The organism is Azoarcus sp. PA01 (assembly GCA_001274695.2).
Taxonomy (GTDB): domain Bacteria; phylum Pseudomonadota; class Gammaproteobacteria; order Burkholderiales; family Rhodocyclaceae; genus Aromatoleum.
The window spans coordinates 838,906-853,461 of record LARU01000004.1 but is presented as its reverse complement, the minus strand read 5'-3'; the positions used below and the strand labels follow the sequence as shown (position 1 = coordinate 853,461).

General features: G+C 66.8%; 9 protein-coding genes and 1 riboswitch. Of the genes, 7 read left to right on the top strand and 2 right to left on the bottom strand.

Going from position 1 to position 14,556, the window contains the following annotated elements:
- Positions 1-20 precede the first annotated feature (20 nt).
- On the bottom strand, positions 21-305 hold the full coding sequence (locus PA01_19135) for an energy transducer TonB (protein KAI5912353.1): 285 nt from the start codon (positions 303-305) through the stop codon (positions 21-23).
- A 590-nt stretch (positions 306-895) separates the two neighbouring features.
- Positions 896-1,036, bottom strand: a riboswitch (cobalamin riboswitch).
- A gap of 176 nt (positions 1,037-1,212) precedes the next feature.
- On the opposite strand from PA01_19135, the gene PA01_16075 reads away from it, so the two are divergent.
- Genes PA01_16075 through PA01_16065 form a run of 3 tightly spaced genes read left to right on the top strand, consistent with a single transcriptional unit; the run spans position 1,213 to position 6,099 of the window.
- Positions 1,213-3,267, top strand: coding sequence for an amylo-alpha-1,6-glucosidase (locus PA01_16075; protein ID KON79953.2), 2,055 nt, complete (start codon positions 1,213-1,215; stop codon positions 3,265-3,267).
- Positions 3,260-4,888 carry an alpha-amylase family protein gene (locus tag PA01_16070; GenBank protein ID KON79952.1) on the top strand — a complete coding sequence of 543 codons (1,629 nt, stop codon included), beginning with the start codon at positions 3,260-3,262 and terminating at the stop codon, positions 4,886-4,888. The genes PA01_16075 and PA01_16070 overlap by 8 nt, the downstream gene beginning before the upstream one ends.
- Before the next feature lie 59 nt (positions 4,889-4,947).
- On the top strand, positions 4,948-6,099 hold the full coding sequence (locus PA01_16065) for a DUF2183 domain-containing protein (protein KON80401.2): 1,152 nt from the start codon (positions 4,948-4,950) through the stop codon (positions 6,097-6,099).
- Positions 6,100-6,228: 129 nt separating this feature from the next.
- On the opposite strand, the gene PA01_16060 is transcribed toward PA01_16065, so the two are convergent.
- On the bottom strand, positions 6,229-7,260 hold the full coding sequence (locus tag PA01_16060; GenBank protein KON79951.2) for a helix-turn-helix domain-containing protein: 1,032 nt from the start codon (positions 7,258-7,260) through the stop codon (positions 6,229-6,231).
- Between the two features lie 687 nt (positions 7,261-7,947).
- On the opposite strand from PA01_16060, the gene PA01_16055 reads away from it, so the two are divergent.
- The 4 genes from PA01_16055 to PA01_16040 are packed head-to-tail and all read left to right on the top strand — an operon-like array spanning position 7,948 to position 14,539.
- On the top strand, positions 7,948-9,327 hold the full coding sequence (locus PA01_16055) for a DUF1329 domain-containing protein (GenBank protein KON79950.1): 1,380 nt from the start codon (positions 7,948-7,950) through the stop codon (positions 9,325-9,327).
- A gap of 27 nt (positions 9,328-9,354) precedes the next feature.
- Complete coding sequence (locus PA01_16050; protein KON79949.1) at positions 9,355-11,127, top strand: DUF1302 domain-containing protein; 1,773 nt, start codon at positions 9,355-9,357, stop codon at positions 11,125-11,127.
- A gap of 57 nt (positions 11,128-11,184) precedes the next feature.
- Positions 11,185-13,548, top strand: coding sequence for an efflux RND transporter permease subunit (locus PA01_16045; protein ID KON79948.1), 2,364 nt, complete (start codon positions 11,185-11,187; stop codon positions 13,546-13,548).
- A 10-nt stretch (positions 13,549-13,558) separates the two neighbouring features.
- Complete coding sequence (locus PA01_16040) at positions 13,559-14,539, top strand: YCF48-related protein (GenBank protein KON79947.2); 981 nt, start codon at positions 13,559-13,561, stop codon at positions 14,537-14,539.
- The last annotated feature ends 17 nt before the right edge of the window (positions 14,540-14,556 follow it).

The window sequence follows — 14,556 nt, the reverse complement described above, 5'->3', positions numbered from 1 at the left end:
GCGGCGCACTGTTGGCGCAGTCAATCGTCGAGACGGAACACGATCGGAACGCGCAGCCAGCTGTCGATCGGCACCTGTCCGCGCTGCGCGGGCGCGAAACGCCAGTTGCGCACGGCTTGGCGTGCCGCATCGTCGAGGCGCGGATGGCCGCTGCTTTCCGCCACTTCCACGGCGTCGGCGCTGCCGTCGCCGAGTACATGCACCTTGAGGATGACTTTTCCTTCGTCGCCGCGTCGTCGCGACGATCGCGGATAGGTCGGCGCCGGGTTATGCAGATATGCGGCATCGAAGCTCGCGGGAGTCACTGCAAGGGTCGTCGCTTGCGCAGTCGGTGGCGTAGGTGCCGGAGCGGGCATGTCGGGAGCCGCTGCACTGCCGGAAAGTGACGAGGAGGGCGCAGCGTCGGCGACGGGCAGGGGTGGCTCGTCGGGATGCGGAAGTGCGTCGGCGGGCGGGGCCGGCGCCGGGGACGGGCGAGGCGACGTTCGCGGCGGCGCCGGGGGACGGCGCGCAGGGCGCGTTGCCGGTTTTGCGACGGTGCTGCGCGGTGCGATCGTCGCAACAGGCGGCGCGTCCACGGGCACTGGCGTCACGGACGGAGGGGCTGCCGGCGCCGGCGGGGCGATCAGGCGCACGCTGAGGGTCGCCGGGGCGGAAGGCGGAACCCGGGCCGGGGCAGGGCCGCCGAGACCTGACAGCGCGAGCAGCCCGGCCGCGTGGGCGCCGGCGACGAAAGCCAGCGCTCCCCACTGAACCGACGAGAACCGCTGGCGGGCGGCATTGCCGCCGGACCAGGCGGATCGAGAACCGGGTGAGCCCATTGAATCCCGCGTAAAGGTTGTCGAATGCGGGGCTGGCACGGGCACGAGGCACGTGCTGCGCGGCCGGCCCGCAACGCAGTCACCATCAGGAAGGCCGGTCTCCGGGCTTTGCGCAAGGCGCGCATTTACCGTTGCGGGGGCAGCGCAGGAATTTCACCTGCTTCCCGATTCTCCGCGGCATCGATCGTCGCGGCACCTTCGAGCGGGCCGATTATATCGCTTCCGCCGGTCGTTTTCCGCACCCCTCTGCGGCTGACGGGAGGGCCAGCGCTCGGCTGCCGCAAATTTGGCGTGGGCGCCGCAGCGATCAAGGCGGCGACCCCGCAGATCGGGAAATGTGCGAACGCGGCGGTGCGGCTGCGGTCCTTTCGGCATGGACCACGAACAACCGATGACTTCTCGCCCGCTCGTTCCGCTCGTGCCGCCGTGGAAGGCGGGCGGCGATCCGGCCGCGCTGCGCGAGCGGGAATGGCTCGTGACGAACGGGCTCGGCGGCTTCGCGTCAGGAAGCCTCCTCGGCGTGCCGACGCGTCGCTATCACGGATTGTTCGTGCCCAGTCTCTCGGAGCCGAAAGGGCGCTATGTCGCGCTGTCGCGGCTCGATGAACTTGTCGAGACCTCCGCCGGGCCGGTCAATCTCGGGGGCGCCGAGTTCATCGACGGCATGCGCAAAGGTGTTGCCGAACGCCACCTGCGCGAATTCCGGCTCGACGGGCTGACGCCGGTGTGGGTGTTCGACATCGACGGCAGCATCGTCGAGCGGTCGATCGTGATGCCGCATGGACGCAACGCAGTGTGCGTGCGATGGCGGCTGCTCGACGGGCCGGCGCGACGGATGCGCATACGGATCTACGTCGGGTCTCGCCGTCAGGACGCGGTGCTGGTATGCGACGAAGCGCGGCCGTGCGAGCTCGAGCGCACGACGGCGCAAGACGGCGGACAGGTCCTGCGGCTCCGACAGCCGGCGCGCGACATCATGTTGCGCGTCGCGGTACGGCCGGACAACAACGCGTTCGTCGAGGAGTGGCAGATCGACCGCGAGGTGCTCTTGCGCGTCGAGCGCGATCGCGGCTACGACCACGTCGAGCACATGCACAGCCCGGGCGAGTGGTCGTTCGACCTGGGCCCCGAGCGCGACGCGGCGTTTTTCGCGACGACGGACGCCGAGTTGCCAGGGCTCGACGCGGGCGCGTGGTTCGACGCCGAGCGTGCGCGGCTCGACGCCCTGCTTGCGCACGGCGGGTTTGACGACGCCGACGAAGTCGCGCAGCGGCTTGTGCTGGCCGCGGACCCGTTCATCGTGCTGCCGGGCAGCCGCAGGGATGAGCCGCCTGGCGGGCGGTCGGGCGAGAACGCGTTCCGCTCGGTGATCGCCGGTTATCACTGGTTCAACGACTGGGGGCGAGACACGATGATCTCGCTCGAAGGGCTGACGTTGTGCACGGCCCGGCTCGACGAGGCGAGGGCGATCCTGCGCACGTTCGCGGGCTATATCCGCGACGGACTGCTGCCGAATCTGTTCCCTGAAGGCGGGCGCGAAGCGCTGTATCACACGGTCGATGCGACGCTGTGGTATTTCCACGCGCTCGAACGTTACGTGCTGCGCACGGGGGACATCGCCCTCGTCGGAGAGCTCTATCCGGCGCTGCAGGACGTCGTCGCGCATCACGTGCGCGGCACGCGCTTCGGCATCGGCGTCGATCCGCGCGACGGGTTGCTGCGTGCCGGCGCTGAAGGCTATCAGCTGACGTGGATGGACGCGAAAGTCGACGACTGGGTGGTGACGCCGCGGCGCGGCAAGCCGGTCGAGATCCAGGCGCTGTGGTACAACGCGCTGCGGCTGATGGCCGGCTGGGCGCGGCTGCTCGGCGTCGCCGACGACGGCTGCGACGCGCTCGCGGACCGGGTCCACGGGGCGTTCAACGCGCGCTTCTGGTCGCCTGAGCGCGGTCACCTCGTGGACGTCATCGACGGGCCGGCCGGCGACGACGCGAGCCTGCGACCGAACCAGATCTTCGCGCTGTCACTGACGCATCCGGTGCTCGACAAGCACCACTGGGACGACGTGCTCGCCGCGGTCGAGCGCGCACTGCTGACCCCGCTCGGGTTGCGCACGCTCGCGCCCGCCGAAGCGGGTTACCAGGCGCGCTACGAGGGGTCGCTGCGCGAACGCGACGCGGCCTATCACCAAGGCACGGTATGGCCGTGGCTGATTGGCCATTTCGTCGATGCGTGGGTCCGCGTGCGCGGGCGCGTCGGGGCGCGCGAATTGCTCGCGGCGTTTCCGGCGCAACTGCTCGAAGCCGGGGTCGGCAGCGTCAGCGAGGTGTACGACGCCGAGCCGCCGCACCGCGCCGGGGGATGCATCGCGCAGGCGTGGAGCGTCGCCGAAGTGCTGCGTGCGTGGCTGGCGACGCGCGAGGAGCGGAGGAAAGCGGATGGCTGAGCACTGGTACAAGAATGCGATCGTGTACTGCCTCGACGTGCGCACGTTCGCCGACGGCAACGGTGACGGTACCGGCGATTTCGTCGGTCTCGGACACAAGCTCGACTATCTGCGCGGGCTCAATGTCGATTGCGTGTGGCTGCAGCCGTTCTTTCCGTCGCCGATGCGCGACAACGGTTACGACATCGTCGACTACTACAGCGTCGATCCTCGCACCGGCACGCTCGGCGACTTCGTCGAGTTTTCGCGCCGCGCGCGCGAGAACGGCATGCACGTGATGGTCGACCTCGTCGTGAACCATACGTCGGTCGAGCATCCGTGGTTCCAGGCCGCGCGCAGCGACCCGCATTCGCCGTATCGCGACTATTACGTCTGGAAGGACGACAAGCCGGACGACGCCGACCAGGGCATGGTGTTTCCCGGCGAGCAGCATACGACCTGGACGTGGGATCGCGAGGCGAAGGCGTATTACTACCACCGCTTCTACGACCATCAGGCCGAGCTCAATATCGCGAACCCGGCGGTCGAGCGCGAGATCGAGAAGATCGTCGGCTTCTGGCTGCAGCTCGGCGTCAGCGGCTTTCGCATCGACGCGTTGCCGTTCCTGATCGAGCTGAAGGGCCTGGCGGTCGAAGGCGAGCGCGACCCGCATCGGTACCTGCGCGAGCTGCGTCACCATGCGCAGACCCTGTGCGGCGAGGTCTGCCTGATGGCCGAGGCGAACCTGACGCCGCAGGAGGTGCCCGATTACTTCGGCGACGGCGACATGATCCACATGTCGTTCAACTTCTGGGTCAATCAGCACCTGTTCCTCGCGCTCGCGCGCGGCGATGCGACGCCGATCCGCGAGGCGTATGCCGAGCTGCCGCCGCTGCCGCAGTGGTGCCAGTGGAACAACTTTCTGCGGAGTCACGACGAACTCGACCTCGGCCGGCTGACCGACGCCGAGCGCGAGGAAGTGTTCCGCGCGTTCGGTCCGGACGAGGACATGCAGCTCTACGGCCGCGGCATCCGGCGGCGTCTCGCGCCGATGCTCGGCAACGACCGCCGCCGCATCGAGCTCGCGCACAGCCTGCTGCTGACGCTGCCCGGCACGCCGGTGCTGCGTTACGGTGACGAGATCGGCATGGGCGACGACCTGTCGCTGCCGGCGCGCGAGAGCGTGCGCACGCCGATGCAATGGAACGACGAGGCGAACGGCGGTTTCTCGTCCGCTACGCCCGATCGCCTGGCGCTGCCGCCGATCGCCGACGGCCAGTTCGGTTACTCCACCGTCAACGTCCAGGCGCAGCGGCGCGATCCGGACTCGCTGCTGAACTGGCTCGAACGCGCGCTGCGCCGGCGCAAGGAATGCCCCGAGTTCGCGTTCGGCGAATGCACGTGGATCGACACCGACCAGCAGCATGTGCTCGCGCAGCGCTTCGACCTCGGCGATTCGACATGCTTCGCGGTTCATAATCTCAGTTCGAAGCGCGTGAAGTTCCTGCTGCCGGTCGGATGCGGCGAACACCTGCACGACGTGCTCGCGTTTCACCGCCACGAGGTCGAGGAGAACGGACATTTCCGCCTCGAGCTCGAACCGTACGGCTACCGCTGGCTGCGGCGCGGTCCCGCGGACTAGGGGCGGCTCGGGCTGCACGACGCAAGGACGCTCGGACAATCGCAGGAGCACGACTGCCTATGGTCTGGAAACGCAGGCTCGCCGCTTTCGTTGGCCGCACGGACGACTTCATCGACGGCGCGCGCGCGCCGCTGAGAAGGCTGTGGCCCGCGTCAGGGCCGTTTTTTATCGCGGCCTACGCGAGCTACGGCACGCGTGACGACGTGTTCGTTCACGGCCGGGTGCTCGAGGACGAAGGCTTCGTGGCGCCGGGCGCAGGCCAGCGCACGTGGCGCAATCTCGTCGAGCTGTACAAGCGCTTCGAGTCCGACGAGGTCCCGCAGGCGCGGGTGAGGGTACGCTTTGCCGGCGTGGACGAGACCGTGACCGCGGACATGGAAGGCTATTTTCGCGCCGACCTCTCGCTCGCCACGCCGCTCGAGCGCTCGGGCTGGCATGAAGCGCAGCTCGAGCTCGTCGCTCCGCTGCCGCGAGCGGGCGCCGCGGTTCGCGCCGCTGCACCGATCCTCGTCCCGCCGCGCACGGCGCGTTTCGGTGTGATCAGCGACCTCGACGACACGGTGATGTGGACGAACGTCACCGACAAGCTGCGCATGCTGTTGCTGCTCGTGCGCTCGAATGCGCACACGCGCAAGCCGTTCAAGGGCGTCGCCGCGTTCTACCGTGCGCTGCGCGACGGCACCGGCGGCGCGGAAAACAATCCCGTCTTCTACGTCTCGGGCAGTCCGAGGAATCTCTACACCCCGCTCGTCGAGTTTCTGCGCCTGCAGCGCATCCCCGAAGGACCGCTGCTGCTGAAAGACTTCGGCGATCACACGCTGTTCGCGTCCGGCGACCAGCAACTGCACAAACTGAGTCATATCGAGCGGATTTTTGCGCGCTATCCCGAGCTGCCGTTCGTGTTGATCGGCGACAGCGGCGAAAAGGACCCGGAAATCTACACCGAGGTCGTGCGCATGCATCCGCAGCGGGTGCGCGTGCTCTACATTCGCAGCATCGACCCGGATCCCGACCGGATCGCCGCGATCGATCGCCTGATCGCCGAGGTCCGCGAGGCGGCCGTCCAGCTCGTGCTCGCTCCCGATACGGAGTTCGCTGCCGCACACGCCGCAGCCGAGGGGCTGATCGGCACGCAGGGGCTCGCGGACGTGCGGGCCGACAAGCGGGAGGAGCTCGACGGGCCGCCGGCCGGGGCCAAGCGCGAAGCCTGACTGCGTCACGATTGCGGCTTTCGGAACCCGCTGCTCAGCGTCGTGTGCGAAGAAGGCTGCAAAAGCCGGAACCGGCCTGAAGGGGTGGAGCAGACGATCGCCGCAGCAGCCTGAAGTGATGCCGCCCGCTCAGCAGCCCGCCCGGCTTGCGCCGGAGCCGGTGCCACGCAGCGTCTCCGACGGAAGTTCGCCGAACATCGTGCGATAGTCGGCCGCGAAGTGCGACAGGTGCCAGAAGCCCCATTGCGCCGCGATGTCCGCAACCGCGGCGTGGCCGTGCTCGGCGCTCTTGAGCGCGCGGCGCACGCCGTTTAGGCGCAGCGCGCGCAGGAAGCTGACCGGGTTGAGGTTGAGAATGTCCTGGAAGCTGTATTGCAGCGTGCGCCGCGAGACCTCGAGCTCGGTGCACAGGTCCGCGACCGTGATCGGCTCATCGATATGGGCGCTCATGTATTCTCGCGCGCGATCGACGATATGTTGCCGGCCGCGCCCCGGCGTCGCGGCGCGCGCTGCGTCCGGCGAACCGCTGATGGCCGCGAGGAGGCTCGCGTAGATCGCCTGCTCGAGGCCTTTGCGCATCTGCGGATGGCGGAGCAGTTCCGGCGTCGCTTCGAGGCTCGAGATCACCGTCAGCAGGAAGGATCGGAGCGTCGTGGCCTGTTCGGGTGTCGCGGCGATGACTCGGCGGTTGCCGATTTCGGCTTCGATGTCGCGGTGTTCGACCTGTGCCGCGTAGTCGCTGAACGCCTGCGTGTCAGTCGTGACCGCGACGACGTCGTGCACGCGCGGTGTGCGGTAGTCGAGATCGTCGCCGCCGCGCAGCGTGATCAGCGAATCCACTCCGCAGGCCTCGCCGCAATACCAGCCGGTGCCGTCGAGCGCGACCGGCACGCCGACCGTGCGCGAGCCTTCCCACGCGCTGCCGATTTCGTGCACGACCTGGTTCGTGCGCTCGCGAAAGACCTGGACGTTGCCGAACCAGAATTCCTCGAACTTGCCGGAGAATGCACCCGCCGACAACTGGTCGTAGCGCTGGCGCCAGTGCTGAAGGCAGGAGGCGTGGTCGTCGGCGTCGCGCGTGTCGAGCTGGACGACGGAAAAGGCGTCGTCGCCGGCGAGCGCCGCGTCGTCGCTTGCCGCCGTCATTGCAAGAGCTTCCATTCGGTCTGTCTCCTGACCGGAAAGTGTTCTGATGATATTTTCTTTATATCTTTCAGACTAATCCCAAACCCACACGGCGAACAAGTTTTTTCGGTTGTTTCGTGTATCGCGACGTGTGATTGCGCGTGCCGGAACCGACGTCCGCGAAGTGCTCCGACGTGAGTCTGCGCGGGCGGGCAGGGAGTCCTTTGCCGCTCGCACGGCGGTTTCGTCCCCGTGTGCGGCAGGCGGACGGGAAATCGTACTTGCCGATTTCGGATAACGCCCGGCGAACACCCGTTCCTACAATCCGCCTCAGCGATGCGTCCGCAGGCCGGGCGCAATCGACAATAAAACGGTCCGCCGCACAATCGCGAGCGGGACACGGAGACAGCGAAGGCGCGCTCATGGCCGCCGTCGCCCGAAAAGGAGGTCGATCGATGGCTCGACGTCACGCATTGCACGCCCGATGCTTGCAGCCCGCTGCGCCGCCCGCGCTTTTCCCGGCACATCGCGCGGCGTGTGCCGTGCACGCCGATCTTTCCTCCCCGGCAGTCTCCGCCCGTTCCCGGCTGTCGCCTGCAGATTCCGGCGGCGCCCGATCCCGCAGGCGCAGCGCCGCGGCGCGCAGCGAGCAGCACAACACGTCATCGAGAACGTGAAGGCAGCAGAAGTACCGCAATCCACATAAAAAGCGAGGAGACGAACGTGACCAGAACGACCATCAAACCACCCCGCCTGGGGCTTATCGGCCTCGCCGTGGCGGCGCTTTTCGGCGCCTCGATCGTGCGGGCGGCCGCCACCGACGCCGAGGCTGCCGCGCTCGGCAAGAACCTGACGCCGATCGGCGCCGAAGCCGCGGCCAACCCGGACGGCTCGATTCCCGCCTGGACCGGCGGCATGACGAAAGCGCCGGCGGGCTGGAAGCCGGGGCACCTCGATCCGTTCAAGGACGACAAGCCGCTCTATTCGATCGACGCGTCGAACGTCGATAAATACGCCGACAAGCTGTCGGCCGGGCAGATTGCGCTGATCAAGGCCTACCAGGGCTACCGGATGGACGTGTATCCGAGTCGCCGCAGCTGTCCGGTGCCCGACTTCGTCGCCGAGCAGACGAAGAAGAACGCGACCGCCGCGAAGCTCGGCGGCGACGGCTGGCAACTCGAGCAGGTGTACGGTGCCGGCATCCCGTTCCCGATTCCGAAAACCGGCGCCGAAGCGATGTGGAACTTCAAGCTGCGGTACACCGGCCTGGGCCGGCGCGCGCAGATTGCGGCACTGATGCCCGAAAAGGACGGCTCCTACGTCGAGAACAAGCAGTGGGCGTACGAGATGTATCCGTTCAACGACCCGAAAGTGACTGGTCCTGCCGACGTCGGCAGCGTCGAATCGAAGCTGCTTTACGACGTGCTGACCCCGCCGTCGCGCGCCGGCGAGGGCTACCTCGTCCATACCTACGTGGACAAGCCGCAGGACGCGTGGATTTACTTCCCCGGCCAGCGCCGCGTGCGCCGTTCGCCGACTTTCGCCTACGACAACCAGGTCGCCGGCTTCGACAACCTGTACTTCGTCGACCAGATCAACATGTTCACCGGCGCGCTCGACCGCTATGACTACAAGCTGGTCGGCAAGAAGGAGATGTTCGTCCCGTACAACTCGTACAAGCTGATCGACAAGTCGCAGAAGTTCAAGGACATGCTCGGGCCGGAGTACGTCGACCGCGACATCCTGCGTTACGAGCCCCATCGCGTGTGGGTCGTCGAGGCGACGGTGAAGCCGGACAAGCGCCATTCCTTCGCGAAGCGCGTGTTCCACTTCGACGAGGATTCGTGGGCCCTGCTGCAGGTCGACATGTACGACGCGAAAGGCAACCTGTGGCGCGTGCAGGAAGGCAGCCTGTGGGCGGCGCCGGAGGTCGGGGCGTGCATCACTTACGAGACGCAGATGTACGACCTCGTCGCGCGCCGCTATGTCGTCGATAACTGGACTGCGGAAGGCGAGGTGCTCGACCTGACCGCCGCGAAGGACGGCCGGGTTACGGCCGCGAACTTCACCCAGGACGAAATGCGTCGCCGCGGCGAACGCTGACCGCCGCCCACTCGAGGGAGAAAACCAATGAAAACAGAGACGATTTCGCATCGTCGGGGCCTGTTCGCCCCGTCGATCCTGGCCGTGTCGGTCGCGGCGGCCTGTTGGGCGCCGGAGAGCCATGCGTTTCGCTTCGGCTCGGAGGAAGGGCTGTCGGGGAGTTTCGACAGCACGATCTCGTTCGGCGTCGCGAGCCGGCTCGAATCGCCGAGCTGCACGATAATCAGCAACGACAGCGGCGGCTGCAACAACACGACGAACAACGAGCTGCACACGAAACAGGCCGGAAACGGCTATGCGAACGCCGACTTCAACTACACCCAGTTCGACGACGGCAACCTCAACTACGACGAGGACGACATCGTTTCCGCCGCGTTGAAGGGCACGCACGACCTGTCGCTGAAGTACCCCGGTGGCTGGAGCGCGCTCGCCCGGGTGAACTGGTTCCACGACTGGAAAGCGGACGACACCGAGCGCACCGACGTCGCGAGCGAGGCGACCGACGACGCGACGCTGCTCGACCTGTGGGTCGCGAAGACGTTCAGCCTCGGCGACCGCCGCGGCAAGGTGAAAGTCGGCAACCAGGTGCTGTCGTGGGGCGAAGACATCTTCATCGTCGGCGGCGTGAACCAGATCAACGCGATCGACCTGCAGAAATTCCACGTCCCGGGCACGCAGCTGAAGGAAATCTTCATCCCGGCGCAGATGATTTCGGCTTCAATGGACCTGACCGAGAAGCTCGGCGTCGAAGGGTATTACCAGTGGCGCTGGAACGGTTTCAAGTTCGACCCGTCCGGCACGTTCTTCTCGACGGTCGACGTGCTCGGCAAGGGGCGGCGCATCGCGTACGTGCCGACGAGCATCATCGAGGATTTTGCCGGCGTCGGCGCCTGTGCAGGGCTGCCGAACGGGCGCTGCGGTGACGATCCCGGCCTCCCGGACGCCGATCTCATCGCCGAAGGCCTCGCGGTTCCGTACCTCGGCCAGGACGAGCCGAAGAAAGGCGGCCAGTACGGCGTGAATTTCCGCTACAACGCCGAGGAGATCGACACCGAGTTCGCGTTCACGTACCAGCGCTACCACGACAAGCTGCCGTTCCTCGGCTTCACCGGCACGCCGGAAGGAGCCGTCACCGGCTATTTCCTCGCGTACGGCGAAGACAAGGACCTGTACGCGATCTCGGCGAACACCAAGCTGATGAACGTCGCCGTCGGTGCGGAACTCTCGTACCGCCCGGACGACAGCGTGGGCATCGACCCGACGGTGCCGTTCGCGGGCAAGTTCAGCATCTACGAGAACGGCAGCAACCCCGGCTTCGTCGAGGAAGAGAAGTACCAGTTCCACCTCACCGGCTTCTACACGTTCTCGCACAACGATCCGCTCGGCGGCATCGCGAAGGCGCTCGGCGCCGTCGACGGCTTCGTCCTCGTCGAGGCCGCGGTCGCGCATTACCCGGGCCTCGACCGCAGCGGCGTGACGCCGTTTTTCCTGCCCGACTATTCGCTGCCGGACAAGACTTCGTGGGGCTACGTCGTCGAAGCCGCGCTGAACTACCCGAACGCGTGGGGCAGCGGAGTCACGCTGACGCCGCAGATCGACTGGTACCACGACGTCAATGGCACGACGCCGAACGGGCTGCCGTTCGTCGAAGGCCGCAAGGCGCTGACGCTGTCGCTGTTCGCGAACTACCGCGACAACTGGAAAGGCGGGATCCAGTGGGTCAACTTCTCCGGCGGCGGCGCGAACAATTTGATGCGTGACCGCGATTTCCTGTCCGCGAGCATTTCGCGTTCGTTCTGAGTTAGAGCGCCGGCACGGCGGAAGCTTTCCGCGGTGCCGGCCTGACGGATACCCAACATGATCGAGACACTGGTGCGTGCGTTGCAGCGGGCGTGCTTCCGGCACCGCCCGACGATCCTGCTCGCGCTGCTTGGCTTCACCGTGGTGATGGCGGTATTCGCTTCCCGCCTCGAAATGAGCGCCGGCTTCGACAAGCAGCTGCCGCAGGACCACGAATACATCCAGACTTTCAACCAGTACCGCGAGGTGCTGTTCGGCGCCAACCGCATCATCGTCACCGTCGAGGCGAAGAACGGCGACATCTGGAACGAGAAGGCGCTGACGAAACTCCACGACGTCACGCAGGCGGTGTTCTTCATGAAGGGCGTCGACCGTCGCACGGTGACGTCCCTCTGGACGCCGAACGCGCGGGCGGTGCAGATCACCGAGGAGGGCATGCGCGCCGAGGACGTGATCGGCGGCGACGTGACCGTCAAGGCGCTCACCGACGACAACATCGCGGCGATCCGCGAGCGCACGATCGTTGGTGGCTTCGTCGGCAGCCTCGTCGCGAACGATTCGTCGTCCGCGATGGTCGTCGCCGAGCTCGCCGATCCCGATCCGCAGACTGGTGAACGGCTTAATTACCAGCAATTCAGCGAACGTCTGGAGCGCGAAATCCGCGACGTCTTCACCGATGAGGACATTCGCATCCGCATCATCGGCTTCGCGAAGCAGATGGGGGACATCTCGGAAGGGGCGACCAGCGTCATCGAGTTCTTCGCGCTCGCGTTCCTGCTCACTGCGGCGGCAGTCTATTGGTACACCCGCTCGCTGATGCTGACTTTCCTGCCGCTCGCCTGTTCGCTGGTGTCGGTGGTGTGGCAGTTCGGCACGATCACGCTGCTCGGCTTCGGCCTCGACCCGCTCGCGATCCTGGTGCCGTTCCTGGTGTTCGCGATCGGCGTGTCGCACGGCATCCAGCAGGTCAATTACATCGCGAAGGAAGTCATCAACGGTGCCGACGGCTACACCGCCGCGAGTCGCAGCTTCACCGGCCTGTTCGTGCCCGGCACGCTCGCACTGATCACCGCCTTCGTCGGCTTCGCGACGCTGGTGCTGGTGCCGATCCCGATGATCCGCGAGCTCGCGATCACCGCGTCGGTCGGCGTCGCGTACAAGATCGTCACGAACCTGATCATGCTGCCGGTGGTCGCGAGCTATTTCCGCTTCGACGACGCGTTCGTGGTGCGCGCAGGCAAGGTCGAGGCGATGCGCAACCGCATGATGTCGACGCTCGGAGTGCATATCGCGAACCCCAGGAACGCCGCGATCGGCACGCTGGTGTGCGTGGTGCTGATGGGCATCGCGGTGTGGCAGAGCCAGGGCCGCCACGTCGGCCACGTGCTGCCGGGCGCTCCGGAACTGCACGACGATTCGCGCTACAACCAGGACGTCGAAGCGGTCGTCGGACGCTACGGGCTCGGTCTCGACTTGTTGACGGTGGTCGTCGAATCGCCCGCGGACGGGTGCTACCGCCATGACGTCATGAGCTATGTCGACCGCTTGACGTGGTATCTGGCGAACGTGCCCGGCGTGCTGTCGGCGCAGTCGCTGCCGAGCATGACGAAGCTCTCCGCGTCCGGGGTCAACGAGGGCAACCCGAAATGGGCCGCGCTGCCGCGCGAGGAGCTGACGCTCGGCGAAGCGGTGCGCCAGGTGCCTGAAGGCATGCGGCTTTTCAACGCCGACTGCACGCTGCTGCCGGTCAATCTTTATCTGGCCGACCACAAGGCGTCGACGATCGAAGGGGTCGTCGCCGCAGTGAAGCATTTCCGCGCGATGCAGCCGTTCGACGGCGTCACCGTGCGGCTCGCCAGCGGCAACGCCGGCGTGCAGGCGGCGACGAACGAAGTCGTCGAGCATTCCGAACTGCCGATGATGCTCTACGTGTATGCGACGATCCTCGTGCTGGTGTTCGCGGTGTATCGCGACTGGCGCGCGATGATCGCGTGCTGCGTGCCGCTGACGCTGGCGACTTTCCTCGGCTACTGGTTCATGAAGGAGCTCGACATCGGGCTGACGGTCGCGACCTTGCCGGTGATGGTGCTGGCGGTCGGGATCGGCGTCGACTACGCGTTCTACATCTACAACCGCCTGCAGATGCACCTCGCCCATGGCGACGACATCGTCACGGCGTTCAAGCAGGCGCTGCGCGAGATCGGCGTCGCGACGGTATTCACCGCGGTGACGCTGTCGATCGGCGTCGCGACGTGGTCGTTCTCGGCGCTCAAGTTCCAGGCCGACATGGGGATGCTGCTGACGTTCATGTTCATGATGAACATGATCATGGCGATCACGCTGCTGCCGGCGCTCGCGGTCACGATCGACATGCTGATTCCGCGCCGCGGGCCGGTCCGCGCGCCGCTGATGGCCCACTGAGGAGATGTCCGTGAAAAGATCGAACCGATTGTCGCGCGGCATCGTGGCGCTGGGCCTGGCGATGAGCGCGTTGGCGTGTGCGGCCGCGCCGGCCACGCCCGAGAGCATCACGATGACTGTCCCGGCAATGAAGGCAAGACTCGCGGCGAAAGTGCCGCTGACCGGCATCGCCCGCGCCGGCAACGCGCTCGTCGCGGTCGGCGACTACGGCATGGTCGTACGCTCGAACGACGGCGGCACTACCTGGCAGCAGGCCGAAGGGCCGGTCAGCGCGCTGCTGACAGCGGTGCACTTCGTCGATGAGCGGCACGGCTGGGCGGTCGGCCACGGCGGCGTGATCCTCGGCAGCGACGATGGCGGCGCGAGCTGGAAGCTGCTCGAGGTGCTCGACGAGCGCCCGGTGCTGCTGTCGGTGCATTTCCTCGACGCCAAGCGCGGCTACGTCACGGGAGCCTACGGCGTGGCGTTCCGCACCACGGACGGCGGGCGCAGCTGGATGCCGATGGCGGTGGGCAGCGGCCAGGATGCCGATTTCCATCTCAACCACCTGTTCTCGGTGCGCGACGGCACGCTATTCATTGCGGGCGAAAGCGGCCTGGCGTTCCGCTCGACCGATCGCGGCGCGAACTGGACGAAGCTCGACACCAGCGTGTCCGGCTCGCTATGGAGTGGCTTCGAACTCGGCGGCGGCGAAGTCGTGCTGCTCGGCATGAGCGGCAAAGTCATCACCAGCCGCGACGGCGGCGACACCTGGCACGAGCGCGATACCGGCACCGAGCAGTCGCTGACTGCCGGCATCACGACGACCGACGGCGGCGTGATCGTCGTCGGAGCGGGGGGCGTCGTGCTGCGCGGCAACGGCAGTGGCCCACTGCAGCTCGAAATCCGGCCCGACCGGCAGAACCTCGCCGCGGTGATGGCGGCTCCGGACAGCGGTGGCGTCGTCGTGGCCGGACAACTCGGCGTCGAGCGGCTCGTGCCGGCGCGCTAATTCAGGACATTCCGTGG